The organism is Paraburkholderia aromaticivorans (assembly GCF_002278075.1).
GTDB classification, from domain to species: domain Bacteria; phylum Pseudomonadota; class Gammaproteobacteria; order Burkholderiales; family Burkholderiaceae; genus Paraburkholderia; species Paraburkholderia aromaticivorans.
Genome location: NZ_CP022989.1, coordinates 905730 through 928256 on the forward strand (window position 1 = coordinate 905730; position 22527 = coordinate 928256).

The 22527-nt window shown below is 65.7% G+C and carries 24 protein-coding genes; 6 read left to right on the forward strand and 18 right to left on the reverse strand.

The window, feature by feature from the left end; all coding sequences use genetic code 11:
• Positions 1-6 precede the first annotated feature (6 nt).
• Together lipB and CJU94_RS04050 are read right to left on the reverse strand one after the other, a co-directional pair.
• The gene (lipB, locus tag CJU94_RS04045; RefSeq protein ID WP_095417616.1) at positions 7-732 is read right to left on the reverse strand and encodes a lipoyl(octanoyl) transferase LipB; all 726 of its coding nucleotides are present in this window, start codon (positions 730-732) and stop codon (positions 7-9) included.
• A gap of 211 nt (positions 733-943) precedes the next feature.
• Positions 944-1270: a DUF2917 domain-containing protein gene (locus CJU94_RS04050; protein WP_095417617.1), complete on the reverse strand. Its 327-nt coding sequence runs from the start codon at positions 1268-1270 to the stop codon at positions 944-946.
• Positions 1271-1368: 98 nt separating this feature from the next.
• Between CJU94_RS04050 and CJU94_RS04055 the strand changes: the two genes are divergently transcribed.
• On the forward strand, positions 1369-2337 hold the full coding sequence (locus tag CJU94_RS04055) for a transcriptional regulator GcvA (protein ID WP_095417618.1): 969 nt from the start codon (positions 1369-1371) through the stop codon (positions 2335-2337).
• 21 nt (positions 2338-2358) lie between these two features.
• Here the strand turns inward: CJU94_RS04055 and CJU94_RS04060 are convergent, their stop codons facing one another.
• The 10 genes from CJU94_RS04060 to CJU94_RS04105 form a co-directional block, all read right to left on the reverse strand.
• Complete coding sequence (locus CJU94_RS04060) at positions 2359-2628, reverse strand: DUF493 family protein (protein WP_095417619.1); 270 nt, start codon at positions 2626-2628, stop codon at positions 2359-2361.
• Positions 2600-3565 (reverse strand): D-amino acid aminotransferase, encoded by a 966-nt coding sequence (locus CJU94_RS04065; RefSeq protein ID WP_095417620.1) that lies wholly within the window; start codon positions 3563-3565, stop codon positions 2600-2602. Before CJU94_RS04065 ends, CJU94_RS04060 begins: the two co-directional genes overlap by 29 nt.
• Positions 3566-3578: 13 nt before the next feature.
• Positions 3579-4808 carry a D-alanyl-D-alanine carboxypeptidase family protein gene (locus CJU94_RS04070; RefSeq protein ID WP_095417621.1) on the reverse strand — a complete coding sequence of 410 codons (1230 nt, stop codon included), beginning with the start codon at positions 4806-4808 and terminating at the stop codon, positions 3579-3581.
• A 319-nt stretch (positions 4809-5127) separates the two neighbouring features.
• Entirely contained in the window at positions 5128-5772 is a 645-nt protein-coding gene (locus CJU94_RS04075) for an alpha/beta hydrolase (protein WP_095417622.1), read from the reverse strand.
• Positions 5773-5780: 8 nt separating this feature from the next.
• Positions 5781-6104: a (2Fe-2S) ferredoxin domain-containing protein gene (locus tag CJU94_RS04080; RefSeq protein ID WP_095417623.1), complete on the reverse strand. Its 324-nt coding sequence runs from the start codon at positions 6102-6104 to the stop codon at positions 5781-5783.
• Positions 6105-6409: 305 nt separating this feature from the next.
• The gene (locus CJU94_RS04085) at positions 6410-7567 is read right to left on the reverse strand and encodes a VanZ family protein (RefSeq protein ID WP_095417624.1); all 1158 of its coding nucleotides are present in this window, start codon (positions 7565-7567) and stop codon (positions 6410-6412) included.
• A gap of 31 nt (positions 7568-7598) precedes the next feature.
• The gene (locus CJU94_RS04090; protein WP_095417625.1) at positions 7599-8222 is read right to left on the reverse strand and encodes an ABC-type transport auxiliary lipoprotein family protein; all 624 of its coding nucleotides are present in this window, start codon (positions 8220-8222) and stop codon (positions 7599-7601) included.
• A gap of 30 nt (positions 8223-8252) precedes the next feature.
• Positions 8253-9215 carry an MlaD family protein gene (locus tag CJU94_RS04095; RefSeq protein WP_095417626.1) on the reverse strand — a complete coding sequence of 321 codons (963 nt, stop codon included), beginning with the start codon at positions 9213-9215 and terminating at the stop codon, positions 8253-8255.
• Between the two features lie 16 nt (positions 9216-9231).
• A complete protein-coding gene (locus CJU94_RS04100; RefSeq protein WP_095417627.1) occupies positions 9232-10110 on the reverse strand; it encodes an ABC transporter ATP-binding protein in 879 nt (292 codons plus the stop codon).
• Positions 10107-11240, reverse strand: coding sequence for an MlaE family ABC transporter permease (locus CJU94_RS04105; RefSeq protein WP_095417628.1), 1134 nt, complete (start codon positions 11238-11240; stop codon positions 10107-10109). The genes CJU94_RS04100 and CJU94_RS04105 overlap by 4 nt, the downstream gene beginning before the upstream one ends.
• 105 nt (positions 11241-11345) lie before the next feature.
• Here CJU94_RS04105 and CJU94_RS04110 point away from each other — a divergent pair, with 105 nt between their 5' ends.
• From CJU94_RS04110 to CJU94_RS04120, 3 genes are all read left to right on the forward strand, one after another.
• A complete protein-coding gene (locus CJU94_RS04110; RefSeq protein ID WP_095417629.1) occupies positions 11346-12269 on the forward strand; it encodes a biotin--[acetyl-CoA-carboxylase] ligase in 924 nt (307 codons plus the stop codon).
• Positions 12266-13066: a type III pantothenate kinase gene (locus CJU94_RS04115; protein WP_095417630.1), complete on the forward strand. Its 801-nt coding sequence runs from the start codon at positions 12266-12268 to the stop codon at positions 13064-13066. The genes CJU94_RS04110 and CJU94_RS04115 overlap by 4 nt, the downstream gene beginning before the upstream one ends.
• A 76-nt stretch (positions 13067-13142) precedes the next feature.
• Positions 13143-13382: a hypothetical protein gene (locus tag CJU94_RS04120; RefSeq protein ID WP_095417631.1), complete on the forward strand. Its 240-nt coding sequence runs from the start codon at positions 13143-13145 to the stop codon at positions 13380-13382.
• Between the two features lie 96 nt (positions 13383-13478).
• On the opposite strand, the gene rfaE2 is transcribed toward CJU94_RS04120, so the two are convergent.
• The 6 genes from rfaE2 to CJU94_RS04150 form a co-directional block, all read right to left on the reverse strand.
• A complete protein-coding gene (gene rfaE2 / locus CJU94_RS04125) occupies positions 13479-13961 on the reverse strand; it encodes a D-glycero-beta-D-manno-heptose 1-phosphate adenylyltransferase (protein WP_095417632.1) in 483 nt (160 codons plus the stop codon).
• 158 nt (positions 13962-14119) lie between these two features.
• Positions 14120-14992, reverse strand: coding sequence for a ferritin family protein (locus CJU94_RS04130; protein ID WP_095417633.1), 873 nt, complete (start codon positions 14990-14992; stop codon positions 14120-14122).
• A 569-nt stretch (positions 14993-15561) separates the two neighbouring features.
• Positions 15562-16383: a PhaM family polyhydroxyalkanoate granule multifunctional regulatory protein gene (locus CJU94_RS04135; protein ID WP_095417634.1), complete on the reverse strand. Its 822-nt coding sequence runs from the start codon at positions 16381-16383 to the stop codon at positions 15562-15564.
• A gap of 81 nt (positions 16384-16464) precedes the next feature.
• A complete protein-coding gene (locus CJU94_RS04140; protein ID WP_095417635.1) occupies positions 16465-17352 on the reverse strand; it encodes an enoyl-CoA hydratase/isomerase family protein in 888 nt (295 codons plus the stop codon).
• Positions 17353-17538: 186 nt separating this feature from the next.
• On the reverse strand, positions 17539-18771 hold the full coding sequence (locus CJU94_RS04145; RefSeq protein WP_095417636.1) for an ABC transporter substrate-binding protein: 1233 nt from the start codon (positions 18769-18771) through the stop codon (positions 17539-17541).
• Positions 18772-19005: 234 nt separating this feature from the next.
• Positions 19006-19989: a fumarylacetoacetate hydrolase family protein gene (locus CJU94_RS04150; protein ID WP_095417637.1), complete on the reverse strand. Its 984-nt coding sequence runs from the start codon at positions 19987-19989 to the stop codon at positions 19006-19008.
• 128 nt (positions 19990-20117) lie between these two features.
• Here CJU94_RS04150 and CJU94_RS04155 point away from each other — a divergent pair, with 128 nt between their 5' ends.
• Both CJU94_RS04155 and CJU94_RS04160 read left to right on the forward strand, forming a co-directional pair.
• The gene (locus tag CJU94_RS04155; protein ID WP_095420211.1) at positions 20118-21017 is read left to right on the forward strand and encodes an IclR family transcriptional regulator; all 900 of its coding nucleotides are present in this window, start codon (positions 20118-20120) and stop codon (positions 21015-21017) included.
• A 17-nt stretch (positions 21018-21034) separates the two neighbouring features.
• Positions 21035-22336, forward strand: coding sequence for a DUF3108 domain-containing protein (locus tag CJU94_RS04160; protein WP_095420212.1), 1302 nt, complete (start codon positions 21035-21037; stop codon positions 22334-22336).
• Positions 22337-22527 lie beyond the last annotated feature (191 nt).

Genomic DNA, 22527 nt, shown 5'->3' on the forward strand with positions numbered 1-22527 from the left:
GTCCAGTCAGGCGGTGAGAGCACCGGCCTGTGGTTGGGCGACGGCCGCGGGACTGCCGTCGAGGTTTGCGGTGAGACATGCTGCAAAGGTACGGGCCACGTCGTCCCAGCCGGCGGCAACGCCTAGCGTTGCCATATCGACTGTTTCGAGCCCCGCGTAGCCACACGGATTGATGGCCAGAAACGGCCGCAAATCCATCTTCACGTTCAGGCTCACGCCGTGATAGCTGCAGCCATTGCGAATTTTCAAACCCAGCGCCGCGATCTTGGCGCCAGCGTGCAATCCGGCAGCCGGCCCGGGCGCGACATAAATACCGGGGGCGCCCGCCTTTCGTTCTCCGGCGAGATTATACGCCGCAAGCGTGTCGATCACGGCTTGCTCGATCCGCGTGACCAACTCGCGCACCATCAGCTTGCGACGGCGCAAATCGAGCAGCAGGTAGGCCACCACCTGCCCCGGCCCGTGATAGGTGATCTGCCCGCCCCGGTCGACTTTGACCAGAGGAATACCGCTGTCAGCGGCCAGCAGATGGGCGGGATCGCCCGCCTGGCCTAGCGTAAAGACGGGAGGGTGTTCGACCAGCCAGATTTCGTCGGGGGTGTCGGCGGTGCGCTCGTCGGTGAACGCGCGCATGGCTTCGAAACTGGCTTCGTAGGGTTCGCCGCCACGCCAGCGCAGCGTAAGCGGCGCCGAGGCAGGCACAGGAGTGGGTGAAACCGGGGTGGCGGACATGATTTCGTCAGTTTACCGAAATCTGGGAATCCCCGCCGGAAGTGAAGACATCGGAAGCGTCAAGTCGGGAGCCTGCTGGCCGCGCCTCGACGGAGAATCGCCATGGCGCGGCTGCCGGTCGTGCCAAACGCCATCGAGCGGTTGAGCCCGCGGCGCGGCCTTGGCCCTCCAGCAGCGCCGTTCGCCCAATCCAACGCATCCGCGGCACCTGTCAAACCGTGCGCCAGCCGCCCCGCACACGCGCCGCCAGCCGTTCGCCGATCCGCGCGAACCAGTTCAGCGCTCGCTCGTCGCAACGCGTCGGCACGGAAAACGCCACCTTTGCCTGCGTGTCGCCTTCAGCGCTCAGCCACAGCCGTTCGCCGCGCCGCAGCCGCAGCGTATGGCCGGGTTGCAGCCAGTAGTCTTCCGTATCGTCGCTGCGCGTGATCCATACGGCGCCGCCGCGAACGACCAGCTTGGTGCTGCGCGCCACCTTCAGAGGAACCGTTTCGCCGGTGCGGATTTCAAACGCGATGCTAGAGGAAATTTCTCGCATGATGCCCTCGCCAAAAATCGTTTCGTGACTACAATCCTAGGCGTAGCAAGGGTTTACGCAAAACGATCTATTTTCATCTCTATGTGAGAAATATTGGCATGGACCTTCGGCAACTACCCGCGCTGAACGCGATCAAGGCATTCGAGGCCGCGGCCCGCCACGAGAGCTTCTCGCGCGCCGCCGACGAGCTTTTCGTCACCCACGGCGCCGTCAGCCACCAGATTCGCGCGCTGGAGGCCGAACTGGGCGTCTCGCTGTTCGCGCGCGACGGCAAGCGCGTGCGGCTCACCGAGACCGGCCGGCGCTACGCCACCCACGTGCGCTCCGCGCTGATGGCGCTCGCCGACGCCACCCGCCAGATCCGCGCCGGCGACCGCGAGCGGCGGCTGGTCGTGTCCATGTTGTCGTCGTTTGCTGCACGCTGGGTGACGCCGCGCGTCGGCAGCTTTATCGAAGCGCATCCGCAATGGGACCTCGAATTGCTGTCCACCAACGCGCTGACGGATTTCGCGCGCGACGACGTCGACGTGGCAATCCGTTTCGGCTTCGGCAAATATTCGGGGCTGCATTCGGAGTTGCTGCTGGAGGAGATCTTCTTTCCCGCCTGCGCGCCGAATTTCAACGGCGGCAAGCTGCCGCAAACGCCCGCCGATCTGGCCAAGGTCCCGCTGCTGCGTTCCGACGACGAGCTATGGCGCCCCTGGTTCGACGCCGCCGGCCTCAGCGACTGGCCCGAGCCCAAGCGCGGCGTGCTGTATCAGGATTCGTCGAATCTGCTGCAGGCGGCCATCGACGGCCAGGGCGTCGCGCTCACGCGCCGGTCGCTGGCCATGCACGAAATCGCGGCGGGCCGCCTTGTGCGCTTGTTCGATGTGGATGGACCGAGTCCATGGCAGTACTACTTCATCTGCCCGCCGCAGATGCTCGAAACGGCCCGGGTCAGGGCGTTTCGCGACTGGGTGTTCGAGGAGGTGGGGCGTTTCAAGCAGCTTTTCGACCGCGCCTGTGAGGCGGGGCCCGGCGCAAGCGTCGATATGGCAGCGAACGCGTTGCGCGTCAGACCGTAAAACACGACGCCGGCCGAAGCCTCAAAGCACGACCTTCACCATCGGGTGACCGGTGAGCGCGCGGTAGATATCGTCGAGCTGCTCGCGGCTCGTGGCGCGCACCGTGACCGTCAGTCCGGTGTAATTGCCACCGCTGGACGGCCGCATCTCGACGCGCGATTCGTCGACTTCATTGTCGAACCGACGGACCACCGTGACGATCGTCTCGGCGAACTCGGGGTGCGATTTGCCCATGATCTTGATCGGGAAATCGCAAGGAAACTCAAACAGCGATTCGTTCACGGGACTCATTCTCTACTCCTTGCTGCGCCTCGCGCGCTTGCTGGGTCTTGGCTCGCTGATACGCCGCGTACAGCGCCGCAAAGACGGCACCCGGCTTGCCTTCGCCGACCGGCCGGCCATCGAGCTGCGTGACCGGCAGCACTTCCTTGGTTGCCGAACTGACGATGATCTCGTCTGCCGCGCGCAGTTCGGCTTCGCTGATCTCGCGCGCTTCGAAGCGGATGCCGCATTCGCCCGTCAGTTCCTCGATCAGGCCGTAGCGAATCCCTTCGAGAATCTTGTGGCTGCGCGGCGGCGCGGACAACACGCCGTCCTTCACCATCCATACATTCGACGACGACCCTTCGGTCAGCATGCCGTCGCGAAACTGGATGGTCTCGAACGCGTCGTTCTCCGCGGCGTATTGCGCCATCAGCACGTTGCCGAGCAGCGACACCGACTTGATATCGCAATTGAGCCAGCGACGATCTTCCGCGGTGACGCACCGCACACCTTGCGCGCGCTGCACCGCGTCCGGCAGGTTGAGCGGCGTGACCATCACGAACACGGTCGGCTGGATGCCAACCGGAAACGCATGACCCCGTTTCGCGACACCGCGCGTGACCTGGATATAGGCAATCGCGTCCTGATCGGCGCGCAAACCGCCGTCCGCCTCGTTCGCCGCGACCACCTGCCCGATCAGCGCGCGCCAGCCGGCGTCGTCGAACGGATTGGCGATGCCGATCTTGCCGACCGAGCGCGCGAGGCGCGCCAGGTGCTGCTGGAAGCGAAACGGCGTACGCGCGCCCGCATGCGCGGGATGGGCATAGAGCGGCGCGACTTCATAAATGCCGTCGCCGAAAATAAAGCCGCGGTCGAGAACAGGCACACGCGCTTCGGACAACGGCACCAACTCACCGTTCAGATAGACGATCGGATCGGGCGAAACATCGGAAACAGCGGTCATTGCAATCGGGCTCTTACTTCTTCTTGTTGAACATGAGCATCAGCGAATCCCACACGCGGCCCACCACGCCGGCTTGCGGCACGGCCTGCAAGGCCACCACCGGGAACTGCGCCAGCACCTTGCCGTCTGCAACCAGCTTCACCGTGCCGACCTGCTGACCGTTCGCGAGCGGCGCGATCAGCGGATCGATCTGCTCGATCTGCGGCTTCACCTTGTCGCCCATACCCTTCGGCACGGTGATGTACTGATCGCCCTTCACGCCGATCTGCACGGTGTCCTGCGCACCCTTGTAGACACGCGGCGTGCCCACCACCTGGTTCGCCTTGTACAGACGCACCGTGTCGTATGCGGTGTAGCCGTAGTTCAGCATCTTCAGGCTGTCCTGCACGCGGTCGTGTTCCTTGGTCTCGCCCATCATGACAGAGACGAGACGGCGCGACGCGTCGTTCGCGCCCGGCAGCGAACGCTTCGCGCTCGCGATCAGGCAGTAACCCGCGGCTTGCGTGTGACCGGTCTTCAGACCGTCCACCGTCGGGTCGATCCACAACAGGCGGTTGCGGTTCGGCTGCTTGATCTTGTTGTACGTGAATTCCTTGACCGAGAAGATGTTGTAGTAGTCCGGGAAGTCGCGAATCAGCCGTGCCGACAGGATCGCGAGGTCGCCCGCGGTCGTGTAGTGCTGCGGGTCGGGCATGCCGTTCACATCGGCGAAATGCGTGTGCTTCATGCCGAGACGCTGCGCTTCGGTGTTCATCATGTTGACGAACTGCGACTCGCTGCCGCCGACCAGTTCGGCCAGCGCGATCGCAGCGTCGTTACCCGACTGGACGATCATGCCGTAGACCAGATCGTGCACGGTCACCGGCTTGTTCGCTTCGATGAACATGCGCGATTCGTCGGTCCGCACGCGGCGCACCCCTTCGCTCGGCATGACCGTCTGTTCCATCGTGATCTTCTTCGTCTGCAGTGCTTCGAAGACGAGGTAAGCCGTCATCAGCTTGGTGAGCGACGCGGGTTCCACGCGTTCGTCGGCATTGCCCGAGGCGAGCACCTGGTTGCTGGTGGCGTCGACGAGCACCCATGAGCGCGCGTTCACCGCCGGCGGCGGCACTTGCGCGAATGCCGTGCTGGCGGCGAGCGTGGCCGGCAGCACCACGCCGAGGGTCACGGCACGGCTAAGCGAAGGAGAAACGAAGGAAGCAACCGAAGGGAATGACGTGCGGCCGGAGGTGAAGAAACGCATAGGGTCGATTCGTGCAGAAAAGTACATCGCGCGCAGGGCGCATTGTTTGGAAGAGCCGGTCGGCGAGCGTCCGGCCGTAAAAACGGCGCGGCGCCCGTTGGACTTCCGGCCACGCGATCGGTTCGCGCAGCACGCCCCGTATCCGGCACCGCTGCGGCGAAAAGACGCTACGCGTCGCGCGAACTGCCGGATGGGCGGCGCTGCGCCCAAAAAAGAGTCGCCATTATACGCGTGCTCTCCCGGTAACTTTGCGCAAATGGCGGCGATTAATTTGCGTTTGTGCGTACCTGTACCCCGGAAAACACACGGCGCATGCCGATCATCGCCACGCGTCGACGATGATGCGCTTCAGAACGTGCAGCTTGCGATGCAGAAAATGCTCCGCTCCCGGAATCACGACGACCGGCAGCTCCTGCGGCCGCGCCCAGTCGTAAACGGATTGAATGGGAACCGTCTCGTCGGTTTCGCCGTGAATCACGAGCGTGTTTTCCGGCACCGGGGCCACGTCCCAGCGGCTCGCCGCCGTGCCGACCAGCACCATTCGCTCGATCTCCTGACCTTCGTCACGCAGCTTCGCGGCCACGTGCGACAGCACGAACGTGCCGAACGAAAATCCCGCCAGCACGAGCGGTAGATCGGCCTGACCCGGCGCGGCGCGCATATGGTCGAGCACGGCGCGCAGATCGTCGCGCTCGCCGATGCCCGCGTCATGCTCCCCTTGCGTTTCGCCGACGCCGCGAAAATTCGAGCGATAGGTCACGTAGTTCAACTGCACGAGCGTGCGCGCGAGCGTCTGCGCGACCTTGTTGTCCATCGTGCCGCCGAACAGCGGATGCGGATGCGCGACGAGCGCGATGCCGCGCGGCGCGGCACCGTTCTCGCGCGTCTCGTCGGGCAGGTCCAGCGCGACCTCGATCTTGCCGACCGGGCCGTCGATCAGATACTTCTTCGTATGTGCGTTCATGGCGAGGCTTATTGATCGATTTTCAGACGCTCGACGATCTTGCCGTTCACGAGATGCGAGTCGACGATTTCGTCGATGTCGCTCTCGTCGACATACGTGTACCAGACGCCCTCCGGATACACGACGAGCGCCGGGCCGAGTTCGCAGCGGTCGAGGCAACCGGCTTTGTTGATGCGCACCTGACCCGGACCTGCGAGACCGAGTTGCTTCACGCGTTTTTTCGCATGCTCCTGCATCTCCTGCGCGTTGCAGTTCGCGCAGCTCGGGCGTTCGGCGCCAGGGTCGCGCTGATTGAGACAGAAGAAGACGTGGTACTTGTAGAAGGAATCCATGATGTCCGGGGGCGAAACTGCCAGTGTCGGAATGGCGCTGGATGCACAGCGGCGCGCCTGTCGTGCGAACGATTATAACGAGCGGGACTGGCGGTCGCTGACGCCGGGGGCGCTTCGAGCCTGCGGGCACGCCCGTTTCACGCCCGCCTCACGCCCGCCTTGGCGGGGCTCCTTGCGTGCTTCGCACCTGCTTCATGCGTGCTGCACGCGTGCTTCGCGACTGCTTCATCCATGCCTCACGCATGCTTTTACCGCTGCTTCGCACCTGCTTCATCGGTGCCGCACGATGCTTCACCGCCGCCGCCTCACGCGTGCTTCATGCGCCGCTTGAGCCACGCCTGCTCGACGACATACGCCAGCCACACCAGCGCCGCATACGGCCAGATCCATGCGAGCCAGTGCGCGAGACCGTTGAAATGCAGATAACGCCCTTGCCGCCAGTCGGCGAGCACGGCATCGAAATACGGATTCACGGGCAACAGGTTGACGAACACCAGCGCGAGCGCCAGCGCGCCGCCCGCCAGCGCCGCTCGCGACCTGCGCCGCAGACGCAGCGCGCACAGCGCGGCCGCGGTGCCGCACGCGAGCCCCGCGAGCGCGCCGGGCGTGGCCCAGTCGAACGCGAGACCGGACTGCGACTGCAGAAACGTCGCGCCGACCTTCACGCACAAGGTGATGAAAATAAACAGCAGCAACAGACGCACGCGCGGCGCATGGCGGCGCACCGGCAACGACGCCAGCGCGAGCGCGGCGAACAGATTGAGCGTGGTGATCACGGCTTCCCAAACGTCGTCGGGCATCCAGGCGGCGACGAGCGCCGGCCAGCTGCCGACGTGCCAGCCCGGCGGCGTCCACGCGAGCAAGACGTCTTGCGTGGTCGAATCGAAACGCAGCCATAGCGCGCGCGGCCAGTTGCCGAGACCGAACAGACGCGGCGCCGGGTACATCGTCGCGAACGGCCACGCGGCGACCAGACACGCGAGCGCGGCGCGATCGCGCTCGAACCACACGAGCCGAACGCGCCGCAGCAAGCCGCGATCGAGCAGCGCGCCCGTGGCCGGCGACATGATCGCGGCGCCGAGCAGCGCGCCGAGCGCGTTGGCGGCGAGATCGAGATTGGAGGCGACACGCGTGGGCAGATAGGTTTGCACGGCTTCCATCACGCCGGACAGCAGGCCGCCGAGCAGGAAGGCGAGCGCGACCGCCAGCGTGCCGCGCCAGCGCGGATACAGCGCGAGCACCACCAGCGCGCCGAACGGCATATAGCCGAGCACGTTGGTGACGACGTCGAACGCCGTCAGGTACTGCGGCATGGGATCGGACAGATAGGCAAACGGACCGAGGCCGAGCGAACGCCAGCCCGAAAACGGATACCACGAACCGTAGACGATCAACGCGGCATACAGCACCAGCGCTTGCCGGGCGAGCGCCGACGGACGGCGCAGCCAGGGTCGTTCGCTCATGCAGCGCTCCGTTGCGTGCGCTGCGAGCCGGTCATTGCGCGGCGACCAGCGCCTGCACGCCGAGCCACGCGCCGATCTGCGCGACCAGATCGTCGCTGGCGGTGGCAAGCGCCTGCGCGCCGCCGGCGGCGTCCGCCGAACTGGACGGCGCGCGCGCGAGGAAGGTGCGCTGACCGATCACCTTGCCGCTCTGGATGAGCGTGGCGCGCGCGGTGACGGCCGCGTGACTTTCGGACCGGCTGTCGAAGACCTGCTCGAACTGGCTCAGATCGACCTTCAGCACCGGCGCGGACACGCCGTCGGCGCCCGTCAGCACGGTGCCGCGCGAACTGAGCGCGCCACGCAGACGCTGGGTCAGCAGCTGCGAAGGCATCATGGTCCAGTGGCTGTTCGCGTAAGCCCCCGTCTGCTGCGCGTCGGCGTAGCTGAGGCGGTAAATCAGCTTGTCCGACTCGAGCACGTCGGGCGCGCTCACGTCGAGCACCTTCACGGCCGGCGACGTGCCTGCGGACGCCGCCGGCGCGGGCGGCCCGAAGTCGTAGCGAAGGTCCGAGATCGCCGCGGGGTTACCGGCGCAGCCCGCGGCCAGCACGCCGAATGCGAGCAGCACCGCCAGCGCGGCACGCGAGGACAATCGGTAAATCGAGCGTGACATGACAATCTTCCTTTCTTCAAACCTTCAGAATCATTTGGCGGCGCGGGCGGCAGGCCAGGTGAAGCCTGCTTCGCCAGGGCCGGGCGCCGCGCCCGGCGCGCCGAACAGCACGCTGCGCGGACTGGTGCTGAACGTATCGGCTGCGCGGTCCACCGAGCGGGCCGCGGAGCGCACGTCGTCAGCGAGCGAATTGACGCGCGGCAAGGTGTCGTAGCCGACCCGCGCCGACAGCTCCTGCAACGAGCCGTTCATCGACGTCAGCGCGTCGCCGGCCTGTTGCGCCGCCGTGCCGACCTTGTTCAGGTTGGTCTCGAACGGACCGTCCGGGCGGTTCAGACCCGTGATCAGCTGATTGGTCGACGCCAGCGTGCGGTCCAGCTGGTCGAGCGTGCCGGGCAACTTGCCGGCGGCCGGCGCGATTTGCTGGGTCAGCGTAGCGACGCCGTCCGCGGCCTTCTGGAGGCTCGCCGCCGTGCCTTGCAACTGCGCGGCCATTTCCGGCGACAACAGATTGTCGACGTCGTTTGCGACTTTTTCGAGTTTACGCAGCAGCACGTCGCCGCGTTGCTGCAACTGATCGAGCAAGCCGGGGCGCATGGGCAGCTGCGCCACCTGTTTGGCCGACGACGGCAGCGGCGACGGGTCGCGCCCACTGTCATCCAGTTGGATGAAGGCAATCCCCGTCACGCCCTGGAAACCCAGGCTGCCGAACGTCGAATGGGTAATCGGCGCGTGCGTGTCGACGAGGATGCGGATCAGAATCTGCCCCGGATGATCCGGATCGAATTTGATCGACTGCACCTTGCCGACGTCGAGTCCGCGATAACGCACGGCGGCGTCGGTAAACAGGCCCGTCACGTTGGTGCGCGCAATCAGATCGTACGGCACCCGCACGGAACGGTCGACGTTGAACAAAAAAGCCGCGACTGCGATTGCCGTCAGCAAAACGATCGTGAAGAGCCCGGCCCAGAAGGCATGTGATTTGTTTTCCATTGTCAGGTTCCCTGGTTCACAGCGGCAATTCGGACGACGCCGGCTCGAGCGCCGCGCGCGGCAGCTTCGCGCGGCGCTCCGGCGGCAATGCCTGCAATGCGCGCCGCCCGCGCAAGCCGAGGAAATATTCGCGGATGAAAGGATGATCGACCGCCGCCGCCTCTTCGACCGGCGCGGCGACCAGCACCTTGCGGTCGGCCAGCACCGCGACGCGGGTGGACAGCGCGATCATCGTGTCGAGATCGTGTGTGACCATCACCACCGTCAGACCGAGCGCGCGATGCAGCGCGGAGATCAGCTCGACGAATTCATCGGACGCCTGCGGATCGAGCCCGGCGGTCGGCTCGTCGAGAAAGAGCAGTTCGGGTTCGAGCGCGATGGCCCGGGCAATGCCCACCCGTTTGATCATGCCGCCCGACAGAGCCGACGGCATTTTCGACGCATGCTTGCACGGCAGGCCGACCATCTCGAGCTTGAGCATCACGATGTCGCGCAGCAGATCTTCGGGCACCTTGCCGAGTTCGCGCACCGGTTGCGCGATGTTGTCGAACACCGACAGCGACGAGAACAGCGCGCCGCGCTGAAACAGCATGCCGGAGCGGCTGCGCATCAGCAGCGCGGTTTCCGGCGAAATGGTCGCGAGATCCTCGCCGAACAGCTTGATGGTGCCGGACGAAGGACGCTCGAGACCGAGAATCTGCCGCACCAGCGTGGTCTTGCCCGAACCCGAGCCGCCCACGATCGCCATGATCTCGCCGCGCCGCACGTCCAGATTGAGATGCTGATGCACGATGTTGCGGCCGTAGCGCTTGGTCACGTCGATCACTTCGATCACCGGCTCGGCGATCGAGGGGACGGGCTGGCCGCGCACGGCCTGAGTGAGTGGCGCGATCATCCGAGCCCCACGTTCTGGAAAAGAATCGCGAACACAGCGTCCGCGAGAATCACGATCGTAATCGAGGTCACCACCGAAGTCGTCGTGCCTTCGCCGAGACTTTGCGAATTGGCCTTGATACGGAAACCGAAATGACAGCCGACGATCGCGATCAGCATACCGAACACGACGCCCTTGCCGAGCCCGATCCACAGATTCGCAACCGGCACGACGCCCGGCAAAGCCCGCGCGAAATAGCTCATGTCGATGCCGAGCACGATCTTGGCGGCCAGCGCGCCGCCGGTCAGCGCGATGATGTTGGTCCACATGACGAGCAGCGGCATCGCCACGCCGAGCGCCAGCACCCGTGGCAGGATCAGCCGCAACCCGTGCGGAATGCCCATCACGCGCATGGCGTCGAGTTCCTCGGTCACGCGCATCACGCCGATCTGCGCGGTGATGGCCGAACCCGAGCGGCCCGCCACCAGAATCGCCGAGAGCACCGGCCCGAGTTCGCGGATCACGGAGAGACCGAGAATGTTGACGATATACTGGTTCGCGCCAAAAAGCCGCAGTTGCTGCGCCGACAGATAGCTCAGCACGATGCCGATCAGGAACGCGACCAGCGCCGTGATCGGCAAGGCCTTGGTGCCGGCGTTATAGATGTTGGCAGAGATCTCGGTCCACGGCGTGATGTTCGGCTTGCGCACGATCGCCATCAGATCGAGCACGACGCGCCCGAGCATCGCCACGCCGCCGTACAGGTGCTCGAAGAATGAAAAGATCGCGAGCCCGAGACGCGTGAGCGGATCGAGTTTGATCACCGGCTCGGCCGTCTCGCGCACGGTGTCGAGCAGCGCGATGCGCTCGAAAATGTCGCGTTGCGTGTCGGTGAGCGTGGTGTCCGCCGGCATCTTGTGGCCCCACACGCGCCACAGCGCCTGGCCGCCCACGTGGTCCATCCGGTCGATACGCGACAGGTCCCACTCGCCGATGCCTTCGGCGCCGACCAGCGAACGCAGCAGAGGAATGACGTGCCCGGTGGCCCGGTCGCGCGCGAGCGCGAGCGCCGTCCACTGGCCAGAGAGCCGGACGATCTTGCCTTGGCTGCCTGCCGCGACTTCGAGGCCGGGCGGAGTGTCGTAGTTCAAGGATCGCTGAATCTGGTTATCGGATTAGGGGCCATTGTAACGAAGGCGCGGCAGATCGACCGTCCACGCGGGCTCCGCGCGTTCGCTGTCGCTACAATATGAATCATGAACGCTTCCAAGACTCCCCCGCAGGCCGCAACCGCCGCCTCAGCCGCGTCCCAATCCGACTGGCGCATCGACCGCGAGCGCGCCGTCGCCCTGTTCGGCCCGCACGCGCACGATTGGCCGATCGAAATCGTCGAGGAAACCGGCTCGACCAACGCCGACCTGATGGCCCGCGTCAAGGCGCTGCCGCGCAGGGCCGGCGTGTTGCCGCGGCCGATCGTGCGGGTCGCGTATCTGCAAACCGCCGGGCGTGGCCGCCGTGGCCGTCCGTGGTATGCGGAGCCGGGCAATGCGCTGCTGTTTTCGGTGGCCTGCGTGCTGCCGCGTCCGCTCGAAGGGCTCGCGGGCCTGAGTCTCGCGGTGGGCGTCGCGCTGGTCGACGGGCTGCGCTCGCTGCCCGTCGCCGGCCCCGGCCAGATCGCGCTGAAGTGGCCGAACGACGTCTTGCTCGAAGGCGACAAGCTGGCCGGCATCCTGATCGAAACCGCGTGGAGCACCGACGACGCCAGCGCCGTGGTGATCGGCATCGGCACCAATGTGAAGGGCGCTGACGAACTCGCCGCCAAAGTCGGCGCGCTGAACGCCGGCATGCCGCCGCAGGCGCGCGGCACCGTCCCGACCGCGTTGCAGCGCGCGCTCCCCAACGCCAATCTCACCGATACGCTCGCGGCCGAACTGAACGCGCTCGAACCGGCCTTGCAGCGCTTCGGCGCTGAAGGCTTCGCGCCGTTCCAGGCGCGTTGGAACGCGGTGCATGCCTACGCGGGCCGCGAAGTCGTGGTGCTGGAACAAGGCGAAGAACAGTTGCGCGGCGTGGCGGCGGGCGTCGACGAGCGCGGTCAGTTGCTGCTCGATACCGCGAGCGGCCGCCATGTCGTCGCGACCGGCGACGTCTCGCTGCGTCTGGCCGACGGTGCGGCATGACGAGCGGCGCGCCTGATCTGTTGATCGACGCGGGCAATAGCCGCATCAAGTGGGCACTGGTGCAGGCGGGCGGTGCGCAGATCGCGGGCGGCGCACTGGCGCACGGCGGCGAGGATCAGCCGGACTGGTCAAACCTGCCGACGCCCGCCGGCGCCTGGCTGTCGAATGTGGCAGGCGAAAGCGTCGCGAAGCGGATCGCCGCATTGCTCGACACACGCTGGCCGCGATTGCCGCTCACGACAATCCGCGCCTGCGCGCAGCAATGCGGCGTGACCAACCGCTACACCGCGCCGCATACGCTCGGCAGCGACCGCTGGGCGGGCATGATCGGCGCGCACGCGGCGTTTCCCGGCGAACATCTGCTGATTGCGACGTTCGGCACCGCCACCACGCTCGAAGCATTGCGCGCGGATGGCTGCTTTGTCGGCGGCCTGATCGCGCCTGGCTGGACTTTGATGATGCGCTCGCTGGGTGAGCACACGGCGCAGCTGCCGACCCTCGACGCCAACGCCGCGCGCGGCCTGCTCGACGAAGGTACGCCTGACGCGGCGCGCCGCGGCCCGTTCTTCGCAACCGATACGCCGCGCTCGTTGTCGGCCGGTTGCACGTTGGCGCAAGCGGGCTTGATCGAGCGGATGTGGCGCGATCTGCAGGAAGAGTGGCGGGTGCCGGTGCGCCTCGTGGTCAGCGGCGGCGCCGTAGACGAAGTGGCAAGCGCGCTGAAAGTGCCGCATACTCGCCACGATTCGCTCGTGCTGTCCGGCCTTGCGCTGATCGCCGCCGAGCGCGCAACGTAACGCGGGGCCTGAATCGCGGCAACATGGATGACCGCGAAATAACGGTGGCTCAACTTCTGGACGGGGAAAACCAACAATGCTGCGCTGGCTGATCGCCATATTGTTTCTTGCCAACATGCTGGCATTCGTCGCGGTGCGCGGCGTGTTCGGCCCGACGCCCACAGCCGGCGGACGCGAGCCCAACCATCTGAACCGCCAGGTTCATCCGGAATGGTTGAAGGTGCGGCCGGTCACGGCAACCGAGGCCGCCGATCAGGCGGTGGTGGGTGGGCCGGCGCCGGCGGCGCCGATCGCGGCATCCGCGTTGTCGCAGTAGCGCCGGCAATCGCGCGGCCAATCAGGGCGCTTGAGTTGCGAGAAGCCGGCTCGAGGCGCCAGCTTCATCGCCTCGCCATCTGGCGGCGTCCGGCCATTAGCCCTGGGTACGGACTTTCCTCAGCAATGCGGTCGTCGAGCGGTCATGCTCGAAGGGAATCGCCAACGCCTTGCCGCCCCAGCCTCGCACAATAGCCGACTCGGGCAATGCGTCCATGTCGTAGTCGCCGCCCTTGACGAGCACGTCCGGCCGAAGCGCCGAAATCAACTCCACGGGCGTTTTCTCGCCGAAGCACACCACGTAGTCGACGCTCTCGAGCGCCGCGAGCAAAGCCATCCGGTCAGCCTCGTTGTTGATCGGCCGGTCGTCGCCCTTACCAAGCATGCGAACCGACGCATCGCTATTCACGCCGACAATCAGACACGCGCCTAACGCCTTGGCGTCCGCAAGATAAGTGACGTGCCCGCGATGCAGGATATCGAACACGCCGTTGGTAAACACGACCGGCGCGTTCAGCGAGGGACGCAGCGTCGCCAGGGCATCGCGCGTCAGGATCTTGCGTTCAAAAGTGGCAGCCATGACGGAGTGGGAAAGAAACAAGGAAGTGCCGTCACGATACACGGTGAACGGCAGGAAGCAAAAAGGTCCGGCAAGCTCGCGCGTGCCGGACCTTTCCTGAAGACCTCGAACCCGCTCGCGGCCCGCGCCGCGAACCGGAGTCAGGCCGCTTGCGACCGTCAAGCCGGCTGTTCAGCCGACTTCTGCTCGGCCTGCAGGCGCGTGACCACTTCCTTGCGGTAGCGGTTCAGTTCCTGTGCCGTATTGAACGTGCGCTCGAAGAGAATCGACAGGTTGTGCAGAATGCGCTCCACCACCTTCTTTTCCCAGCCGTCGTCGAAACGGATCTGCTCGTCGAGCCAGCGTTCGAGCCATTCCGGATCCGGCAGACGCGATTGAATCGTGTCGCGCGGGAACAGCGCCTGGTTCACGTGCAAATTGGTGGGGTGCAGCGGCTTTTCCGTACGGCGCGCCGATGCCATCAGCACACCGATCTTCGCAAACGCAGCACGCGCGATGTCGCCGGTTTGCGCCATCGCCTTCTTCATGTAGCGCAGATACGCGCCGCCATGCCGCGCTTCGTCGCGCGAGATGGTTTCGTAGATGTGCTTGATGACCGGCTCGGTGTGCCATTCGGCGGCACGGCGATACCAGTGATTCAGGCGGATTTCGCCGCAGAAGTGGAGCATCAGCGTTTCGAGCGGCGGCGCCGGATCGAATTCGAAGCGCACGGCGTGCAACTCCTCTTCGGTCGGGCACATTGCCGGCTTGAAGCGGCGCAGATATTCCATCAGCACCAGCGAATGCTTCTGTTCTTCGAAGAACCACACGCTCATGAACGCGGAGAAATCGCTGTCGTGGTGGTTGTCACGCAGAAACATTTCCGTGGCGGGCAACGCCGACCATTCGGTGATCGCGTTCATCTTGATCGTCGCTGCCTGCTCGTCGGTCAATAGCGATGCATCGAACTTGTCCCAGGGAATGTCTTTCTCCATGTCCCATCGAACGGATTCGAGCGATTTATAAAGTTCCGGATAAAGCATGGTGTTCATAGTCCCACCCCTGTTCTGCGCATACTGTCTGTGTCTGTTACTACTACGTGTAGTACTTTTTGCTCACAGCGAACGGCTCGCACCCCATGGTGCGCCGTTTGCCGGCCAAGCATTCAATTTTACGCGGTAATCAGCCGCCCAGATGCACCTGGCGGCAAAGAAGTCCTGGCGTTTTGCGCATGCGCCTGACGTACCCTGACCGTACGACACGCGCTGCGGCCGACCGTGGGTGAGGGATACCCGTGCCTGAGGTCGAGCCAGTTTGCGATCAAGACCGCACCGTGCAGCCCTGCGCCGGTGGTGCCGGCGGCGAATGGAGCAAGGGCGGTTGGATTGGTTGTTCGACGCACGCCCAAAAGGCATTTAAAGCTTACACAATGATAGCACGCTGACTTGACGGTTCTCTCCACGTAAGAGGCGCAATTCCGGTGCCTGACTGATCTTCCGCAACAATTCGCGAGATTCGCGGAGTGTGTCGAAGATCGGGGTCAAAACCATGACAGACGGCGAATTCACCGTTTTGGGCAGCGCCGGGCCCCACGTCACGCCGCTGCGTTTCATTGCTCCCGTTAGATAGACTTTTTCGTGGCTTTCGGGCTGGCGCCTGCACCGCTTGCCCCACTGGCGCCGCCCGTACGCTTCGCCGAGGTCGACGCCCGCTTGGCCGCCGGCCGCGTGGCCAAGTGCTCTCCCGTCTGCCCGGTCGCCTGCGGCGTCTCGCCCGCCGGTTCGCCGCCGGATGCCGATGCCGCCTCCTCGCCTTCCGTGGAACCCGCGGCCGGGGTCCCCGCCTCCGCAGCCGGCTGGGTCATCGCGAACTGGGCGATCTGGTTGAACTGGGACTGCAGCAGATTCCACCACGCGGACGCGTCGAACGGCGGCGTGGCAGGCGCCTGCTCTTCGTCGCCGGAAGGCTCTTCCGCGGACGAACCGGTGTTCGCCGAAGGCGCCGGCGAAGCAGCCGGCGCGGACGCGGCCGGATGCGGCCAGCCCGTTGCCGGCGTGGGACTCGGCGCAGCGGAGGCCGCCGCGGGTTGCGTCATCGACGACTGCGCGAAAGCGCCAAACGCGCGCAGCGTCGCGAGCGTCGCGCGCTGCACTTCGAGGGCCTGAATCGCGGACTGCAGCATGTTCAGATTCAGCTTGAGCCACTGTTCGACCGCGCGCATGTCGGTGATGCGTTTGTCGAGTTCCTCGACATTCGTGAGCGGCGCCATCATGTCGGACATCATCGAGAGCGAGGGTCCGAGGCCGCCGCCCGGTTGCGCGCCGGAGAAAGCCGAACCGAACGGCGACATCCGCATCATGCCCCACATGCGCTCGAGCATTTCAGCGGGCGGAAAACCGGGAAAGCCAGGAAAGGGCGGCGTGGAGCCAGGGGTATCGGTCATGCTTGTCGCCTCGCTGCATAAAGTAAGGAAGGACGCCGTCCCGCGCGCGTCTGATTCGATCATACCGCGCGGGCGGTGGCGTCACGAGCGCTCGCCGTCCGCTACGCCGGCGCCGGACGGCTGTCCGCGCCACGGGTCGGCGCCACCGAAATCCGGCGCGCGCCGCTCCCGCAGCGAGTTCACACCCTCGCGCACATCCGGCCCGGCAAAGCCCATGAACTCCAGCGCGAGCGACGTATCGAACGCCGGCCCCGCCGAGCGCAGCCAGTTGTTCAACGCGTACTTGGTCCAGCGAATCGCCGTCTGCGAGCCGTCGGCCAGCTTCTGCGCGACCTCGAAAGCCTTGGGCAGCAGATCGTTTTCGTCGACGGCAAGCGACACGAGGCCAATGCGCTCCGCCTCTTCGCCGCTCACCGGTTCGCACAGCATCAGGTAATACTTGGCCTTCGCCATGCCGCACAGGAGCGGCCAGACGATCGCCGCGTGATCTCCCGCGGCCACGCCCAGACGCGTATGGCCGTCGATAATGCGCGCCGTCTGCGCGGCGATCGAGATGTCGGCGAGCAGGCCCGCTACGAGCCCCGCGCCCACCGCCGGCCCGTGCATGGCGGACACGACCGGCTTGCTGCAATTGATCACGTTGTAGACCAGATCACGCGCCTCGCGCCACACCCGCGCGCGCACGTCGAAATCGGTTGCCATGTCTTCGACGAGCTGCAGGTCGCCGCCCGCCGAAAATCCCTTGCCTTCACCGCGAATGATCGCGACGCGCGTGTCGGGATCGCGGTCGATGTCGCGCCAGATCTCGGCGAGTTCGAAGTGCATGCGCGCGTTGGCGGTGGCGAGACCGCTCTTGTTGGCACCCTCGCCGCTCATCACGACTTCGAGCACGCCGTGCGGATGCCGATGCAACTGGAGCGATTGATAGTGGGCGTAAAACGCGTCGTTACGGTGTGGTGCCTGAGACATGATGAGCAATCCGTATATCGGTGTGTCGGTGTGTCGGTGTGTCGGTGTGTCGGTTGAACCGGGCCGCGTTCGTCGAAAAGCGCCCTTAAGCCGGACGCTTCACGCGAGGCCCCGAAGAGACTTCCCGCAGAGCGGCAACGTCAAAATGGGCCCAGCGTTTTCCTGACACGCGCATGCGCCGCCCATTCAGCGCGGCTGATAAACCCACTTCGCATTCTTGATTTCGACCATCACACGCGCCCGCTGATCGAGCCCGAGGTGATCCGTGGCGCTCATGTTGACGACGCCGTTGGTATCCGCGAGACCGCGCGTCGCCTCGAGCGCCGCGCGCAGCGCGCGGCGAAACTCCGGCGTGCCCGGCGCGGCGGTTTTCAGCGCGACCGGTATGGCATTGCCGAGCAGCATGCCCGCGTCCCACGTGTACGAGCCGAACGCCGAGACACTGCCCGCGCCGCGCACCGCTTCGAAGCGCGCGATGTAATCGAGCGCGAGCCGCCTCGCCGGATGATCCGCCGGCAATTGCGCGGCGACCAGCACCGGGCTCGCGGGCAGGAAGGTGCCGTTGCAATCGGCGCCGCACACGCGCAGGAAGTCGTTATTCCCCACTCCGTGATTGTGATAGATCAGCCCTTTGTAGCCGCGCTCCCGGAGCGTCTTCGGCGGCAACGCGGCGGGCGTGCCGGCCGCGCCGACCACCACCGCGTCGGGATGAGTCGCCAGGATCTTGAGGACCTGGCCGGTCACGCTCGGATCGGTTCGATTGAAGCGCTCGCTCGCCACCATGGTGATGTGATGCAGTTGAGCGAACTTCGCGACCTCGGTGTAGAAGGTTTCGCCGAGCGCGTCCGCCTGGCCGATGAATGCGATGGTTTTGACGCCGTGCAGACTGGCGTGTTCGGCAATCGCCGAAGCCATCATCGCGTCCGTTTGCGGCGTCTTGAAGACCCAGTGGCGCTTCGCGTCCACCGGCTCGATGATTTTCGCCGACGACGCCAGCGAGATCATCGGTGTTTCACCTTCGGCGACCACGTCGATCATCGCCAGCGAGTTCGGCGTGATCGACGAGCCAATGATCGCGTCAACGTGATTCTCGGAGATCAGCTTCTTGGTGTCCTGCACGGCCTGAGTGGTATCGGACGCGTCATCGAGCACGATGTATTCGACGCTCTGCCCGCCGATCTGTCTGGGCAGCAGCGCGACCGTGTCGCGGGCGGGAATGCCGAGCGACGCGGCCGGTCCGGTCAGCGACAGCACGAGGCCGATTTTCACCTGCGCCAACGCAATGCCGGGCAATAGGCCGGCGAGCGCCGCGCATAAGCCCGCGGCACGACGCGCGAACCGGTCACGCGATTGATTCAGACGCAGATTCGGCGCTTGAACGCGCCGGCTTCCAGGTTCAAGAGATTCGATTCGCGGCATGCTGTCTCCTCACGTCGATTTTTCGTTTTTGATGTGCTGCCGGCGGCCTTGCTCGCGCACGGCTCACGTGTCATTCGCGCGCTGCTTCGCGGCGCTTTTGCGATCCATTCGCAGCGCGCCTCCCGGGGCGTGCCGCCGCGCCAGTCAGTGTAGCCGCGCGAACTCGCCGCGGCATCGGGCGAAACCCTTTCGAAGCCGGCGCGGCCGAGCCGCGTCGCGCACGAAAGCGGTGCGTCAATCGAGCGGCGCGATGCCCTGGTCGATCGAGCCGAAAATCGACTTGCCTGCTTCGTCGAACATTTCGATCTTCACCGTGTCGCCGTATTTCATGAACTCGGTCTGCGGCGCGCCGTGCTCGATCGTTTCGAGGCAGCGCTTCTCGGCGATACAGCAATAGCCGCGCCTGGCGTCCTTGTTCGACACCGTGCCCGACCCCACGATCGCGCCCGCGCGCAGATTGCGCGTCTTCGCCGCGTGGGCGATCAACTGGCCGAAGTGAAACACCATGTCGGTGCCGGCATCCGGCTGGCCGACTTTCTTGCCGTTCCAGTGGACGATCATCGGCCGATGCACGCGGCCTTCGCGCCAATATTCGCCGAGTTCGTCGGGCGTCACCGCGACCGGCGCGAACGACGTGGCCGGCTTGCTCTGGAAAAAGCCGAAACCTTTCGCGAGTTCGGCGGGAATCAGGTTGCGCAGCGAGACGTCGTTGACGAGCGTGATGAGGCGCACGCTCCTGAGCGCCTGCTCGGGCGTTGCGCCCATCGGCACGTCGGTGGTGATCACGGCGACTTCGGCCTCGAAGTCGATGCCGAATGCTTCGGATGCGCACAGCACGTCGTCTTTCGGACCGATGAAGTCGTCGCTGCCGCCCTGATACATCAGCGGATCGGTCCAGAACTCCGGCGGCATTTCCGCGCCGCGCGCGCGCCGCACCAGTTCGACATGGTTCACATACGACGAGCCGTCGGCCCACTGGAACGCGCGCGGCAGCGGCGCCATGCATTCCCTCGCGTCGAAAGCGAAGGTGTTGCGCGCGCGGCCCTGATTGAGCGCGTCGTACAGATCGTGCAGTTGCGGCGCGTAGAAGGCCCAGTCGTCGAGCACGCGCTGCAGCGTGGGCGCGATCGCGTCGGCGATGGCCGCGGTGTGCAGGTCGCGGGACACGACGATCAGCTGGCCGTCACGCGTGCCGTCCTTCAGCGTGGCAAGTTTCATAGAGGAGTGAACCGTGTTAGTGACGATAGAAGGAATCTATTCTACGATGGTGAATCGGCGCGGCCCAAGTGTCCGCGCCCGCCTCGCCCATGTATCGCCTTTTTGAACGCGCCCCGTGCGCCTCGCTCATGCCTCCAATTGCCCGCTCCGGCGCGATCCGCACCGCCGCCGACCCCGCCGAACCGCTCGACACGTCCGAATCCGAAGACGAGAACGCCGAGAGCGGCGAGGAAAAGCTGCGCTCGGGCATCCAGTCGATCGAAGTCGGCTTCAAATTGCTCGATGTGCTGACCCACGAACCGCGCGCCATGATGCTGCGTGATCTCGCCCAGCGTGCCGGCATGAGCCCGGCCAAAGCGCATCGATACCTGGTGAGTTTTCTGCGCCTCGGCGTGGTGTCGCAAGACCCTCTGTCGGGCCGTTACGAACTGGGTGGTTTTGCCCTGCAACTGGGACTCGCGCGGCTCGCTCGCGTGGACGGCGTCAAGCTCGCGCGCATCGCGCTGTCCGAATTGCGCGACCGGCTCGATCTCACGGTCGGCATCGCCGTGTGGGGCAACCAGGGGCCGACCATGGTGCACTGGATGGAATCGAGCTACCCGGCAAAGGCGTCGCTGAAGCTCGGCGATGTGATGCCGCTGCTCAGTTCCGCCACCGGCCTGCTGTTCGCCGCGTATCTGCCGCCGAGCAAGACTGCCGCAATGCTCGAACGCGAACTGGCCGATTCGCACCGCTCGTCGCATATGGGCGGCCCGCGCACGCGCGATGAAGTGGCGCAGGTGCTCGCGCAGGTGCGGGAGCATCAGGCAGCGCGCGTGGAAGGCATGTTGCTGCCGACCATCCACGCCTTTTCGATGCCGGTGTTCGACTCGACCGGCGAACTCGCGCTCGGGCTCGTCGCGCTGGGTCATGAGGGCGCGTTCGATATTCGCTGGGGCGGAGAGATCGATACGGCGTTGCGCGAGTGCGCGCAGAAGCTTTCGTATGAGCTGGGGTATAGTGCCGCGCCACGTGACGAACAGGCGTAATGCGCATTCACTCGCCGATGTCCTCAGTTCCCGCCACCCGCCGTTCCGACCGCACGCCGCCCAACGGGCCGCGCGCCGGTTGGCGCATAGGGCGCTGGGTCGCGGTGCTGCTGGTCGTGGCCGTTTTGCACTGGATCGCCGCGCAATGGGTCGAGCGCAATCGAGCGACGCTGAATCCTTCGGACAACGAGCATGTGCCGGTGCAGGTCGCGCTGCTGACGCCCGAACGGGTCGAACGCGCACCGGCCGCCGCCGCGTCGCCCACGCCGGCACCCGCGCCCGCGCACCGGGCCGCCGCGCACAAGCCGCGCGCACATGTGTTGACGGCGCTGCAACCGGCGCAGCAAGCCGCGCCGGCGGCGCCTGCCGCGGCATCGGACGCCGTGGCGAGCGCGCCGGACGCAGCGGGCTCCAATGCGGCGCCCAATGCCGCTGCGAGTGGCGTCGGCACGGCTGGCGCGCCCACTGCCGCCAGCGCGCCGCAAGCGTCGCCCGGCGTGAAGTTCTCCGTCCCGCCATCCGGCGAACTGCAGTACGACACGTTCTACAACGGCGTGCGCAACCAGCCCGGCACGATCCACTGGACCAGTAGCGCGCAGAGCTACGAGATGGTCGTCTCCGTGCCGCTGCCTTTCGTCGGCACCTTCGTGTATTCGAGCCATGGGCGCATCGACGCATTCGGTCTCGCGCCGGACCAGTACATCGAAAAGCGCGGCCGCCGGGCGGAAGATATCGCGATCTTCAATCGCACCGACAAGAAGATCGCTTTCACGCGCACCCCGGCTTCGCTGCCGTTGCCCGATGGCGCGCAGGACCGTTTCAGCATGGTCATGCAGCTCGCCAGCCTCGTGCGCGGCGACCCGGCCGCCTACAAGCCGGGCGTGACGCGGCAGTTCTTCGTGGTCGACAACGACAGCGGCGAAAACTGGCCGGTCGAGACGATCGGCGACGAAACCATCCGCACGGATCAAGGTTTCCTCGACACGCGCCACTTCAAGCGCCTGCCCCGCCGTGACGGCGATCTGCGCCGCATCGACGTATGGCTCGCGCCGTCGCTCGGCTGGCTGCCCGCGCGCATCGTTCAGACGGAGCCCAACGGCACGCAATTCGAACTGGTATGGCGGGGCAAGCTCAACGCCGGCAACGCCGGCGGCCCGCCCGACAGCAACGGCGCCGCGAGCGCGGCTTCTGCTGACAATTCGACCGGGCCTTCACCGTCGGCCCCAGCGGCAGCCACACCCGGTGTCGCGCCTTCCCCACCGGGCCAGTCGGTCGAATCGACCGACCCCGCCAATACGCCTGGCATCATCAAGCCCTGAAAGCCGCCAATCCGAGCAGGGCCTCGGTCATTCGACGAAACTTCCACCCCGGCGCCGACTCGCAACACATTTGCTGCAACCGTTCGCGCCCGTGCTGCGTATATTTACCGATGGTGCCGTCCGGCTGAACCACCGCGGGGCCACAGCGCGCGTGAATGGATCCTTCCACTGCGTTCCCCTTCAAAGGAGCC

Coding starts and splice junctions, on each gene's coding strand:
- lipB (WP_095417616.1), bottom strand. CDS start 732: ATGTCCGCCACCCCGGTTTCACCCACTCCTGTGCCTGCCTCGGCGCCG.
- CJU94_RS04050 (WP_095417617.1), bottom strand. CDS start 1,270: ATGCGAGAAATTTCCTCTAGCATCGCGTTTGAAATCCGCACCGGCGAA.
- CJU94_RS04055 (WP_095417618.1), top strand. CDS start 1,369: ATGGACCTTCGGCAACTACCCGCGCTGAACGCGATCAAGGCATTCGAG.
- CJU94_RS04060 (WP_095417619.1), bottom strand. CDS start 2,628: ATGAGTCCCGTGAACGAATCGCTGTTTGAGTTTCCTTGCGATTTCCCG.
- CJU94_RS04065 (WP_095417620.1), bottom strand. CDS start 3,565: ATGACCGCTGTTTCCGATGTTTCGCCCGATCCGATCGTCTATCTGAAC.
- CJU94_RS04070 (WP_095417621.1), bottom strand. CDS start 4,808: ATGCGTTTCTTCACCTCCGGCCGCACGTCATTCCCTTCGGTTGCTTCC.
- CJU94_RS04075 (WP_095417622.1), bottom strand. CDS start 5,772: ATGAACGCACATACGAAGAAGTATCTGATCGACGGCCCGGTCGGCAAG.
- CJU94_RS04080 (WP_095417623.1), bottom strand. CDS start 6,104: ATGGATTCCTTCTACAAGTACCACGTCTTCTTCTGTCTCAATCAGCGC.
- CJU94_RS04085 (WP_095417624.1), bottom strand. CDS start 7,567: ATGAGCGAACGACCCTGGCTGCGCCGTCCGTCGGCGCTCGCCCGGCAA.
- CJU94_RS04090 (WP_095417625.1), bottom strand. CDS start 8,222: ATGTCACGCTCGATTTACCGATTGTCCTCGCGTGCCGCGCTGGCGGTG.
- CJU94_RS04095 (WP_095417626.1), bottom strand. CDS start 9,215: ATGGAAAACAAATCACATGCCTTCTGGGCCGGGCTCTTCACGATCGTT.
- CJU94_RS04100 (WP_095417627.1), bottom strand. CDS start 10,110: ATGATCGCGCCACTCACTCAGGCCGTGCGCGGCCAGCCCGTCCCCTCG.
- CJU94_RS04110 (WP_095417629.1), top strand. CDS start 11,346: ATGAACGCTTCCAAGACTCCCCCGCAGGCCGCAACCGCCGCCTCAGCC.
- CJU94_RS04115 (WP_095417630.1), top strand. CDS start 12,266: ATGACGAGCGGCGCGCCTGATCTGTTGATCGACGCGGGCAATAGCCGC.
- CJU94_RS04120 (WP_095417631.1), top strand. CDS start 13,143: ATGCTGCGCTGGCTGATCGCCATATTGTTTCTTGCCAACATGCTGGCA.
- rfaE2 (WP_095417632.1), bottom strand. CDS start 13,961: ATGGCTGCCACTTTTGAACGCAAGATCCTGACGCGCGATGCCCTGGCG.
- CJU94_RS04130 (WP_095417633.1), bottom strand. CDS start 14,992: ATGAACACCATGCTTTATCCGGAACTTTATAAATCGCTCGAATCCGTT.
- CJU94_RS04135 (WP_095417634.1), bottom strand. CDS start 16,383: ATGACCGATACCCCTGGCTCCACGCCGCCCTTTCCTGGCTTTCCCGGT.
- CJU94_RS04140 (WP_095417635.1), bottom strand. CDS start 17,352: ATGTCTCAGGCACCACACCGTAACGACGCGTTTTACGCCCACTATCAA.
- CJU94_RS04145 (WP_095417636.1), bottom strand. CDS start 18,771: ATGCCGCGAATCGAATCTCTTGAACCTGGAAGCCGGCGCGTTCAAGCG.
- CJU94_RS04150 (WP_095417637.1), bottom strand. CDS start 19,989: ATGAAACTTGCCACGCTGAAGGACGGCACGCGTGACGGCCAGCTGATC.
- CJU94_RS04155 (WP_095420211.1), top strand. CDS start 20,118: ATGCCTCCAATTGCCCGCTCCGGCGCGATCCGCACCGCCGCCGACCCC.
- CJU94_RS04160 (WP_095420212.1), top strand. CDS start 21,035: ATGTCCTCAGTTCCCGCCACCCGCCGTTCCGACCGCACGCCGCCCAAC.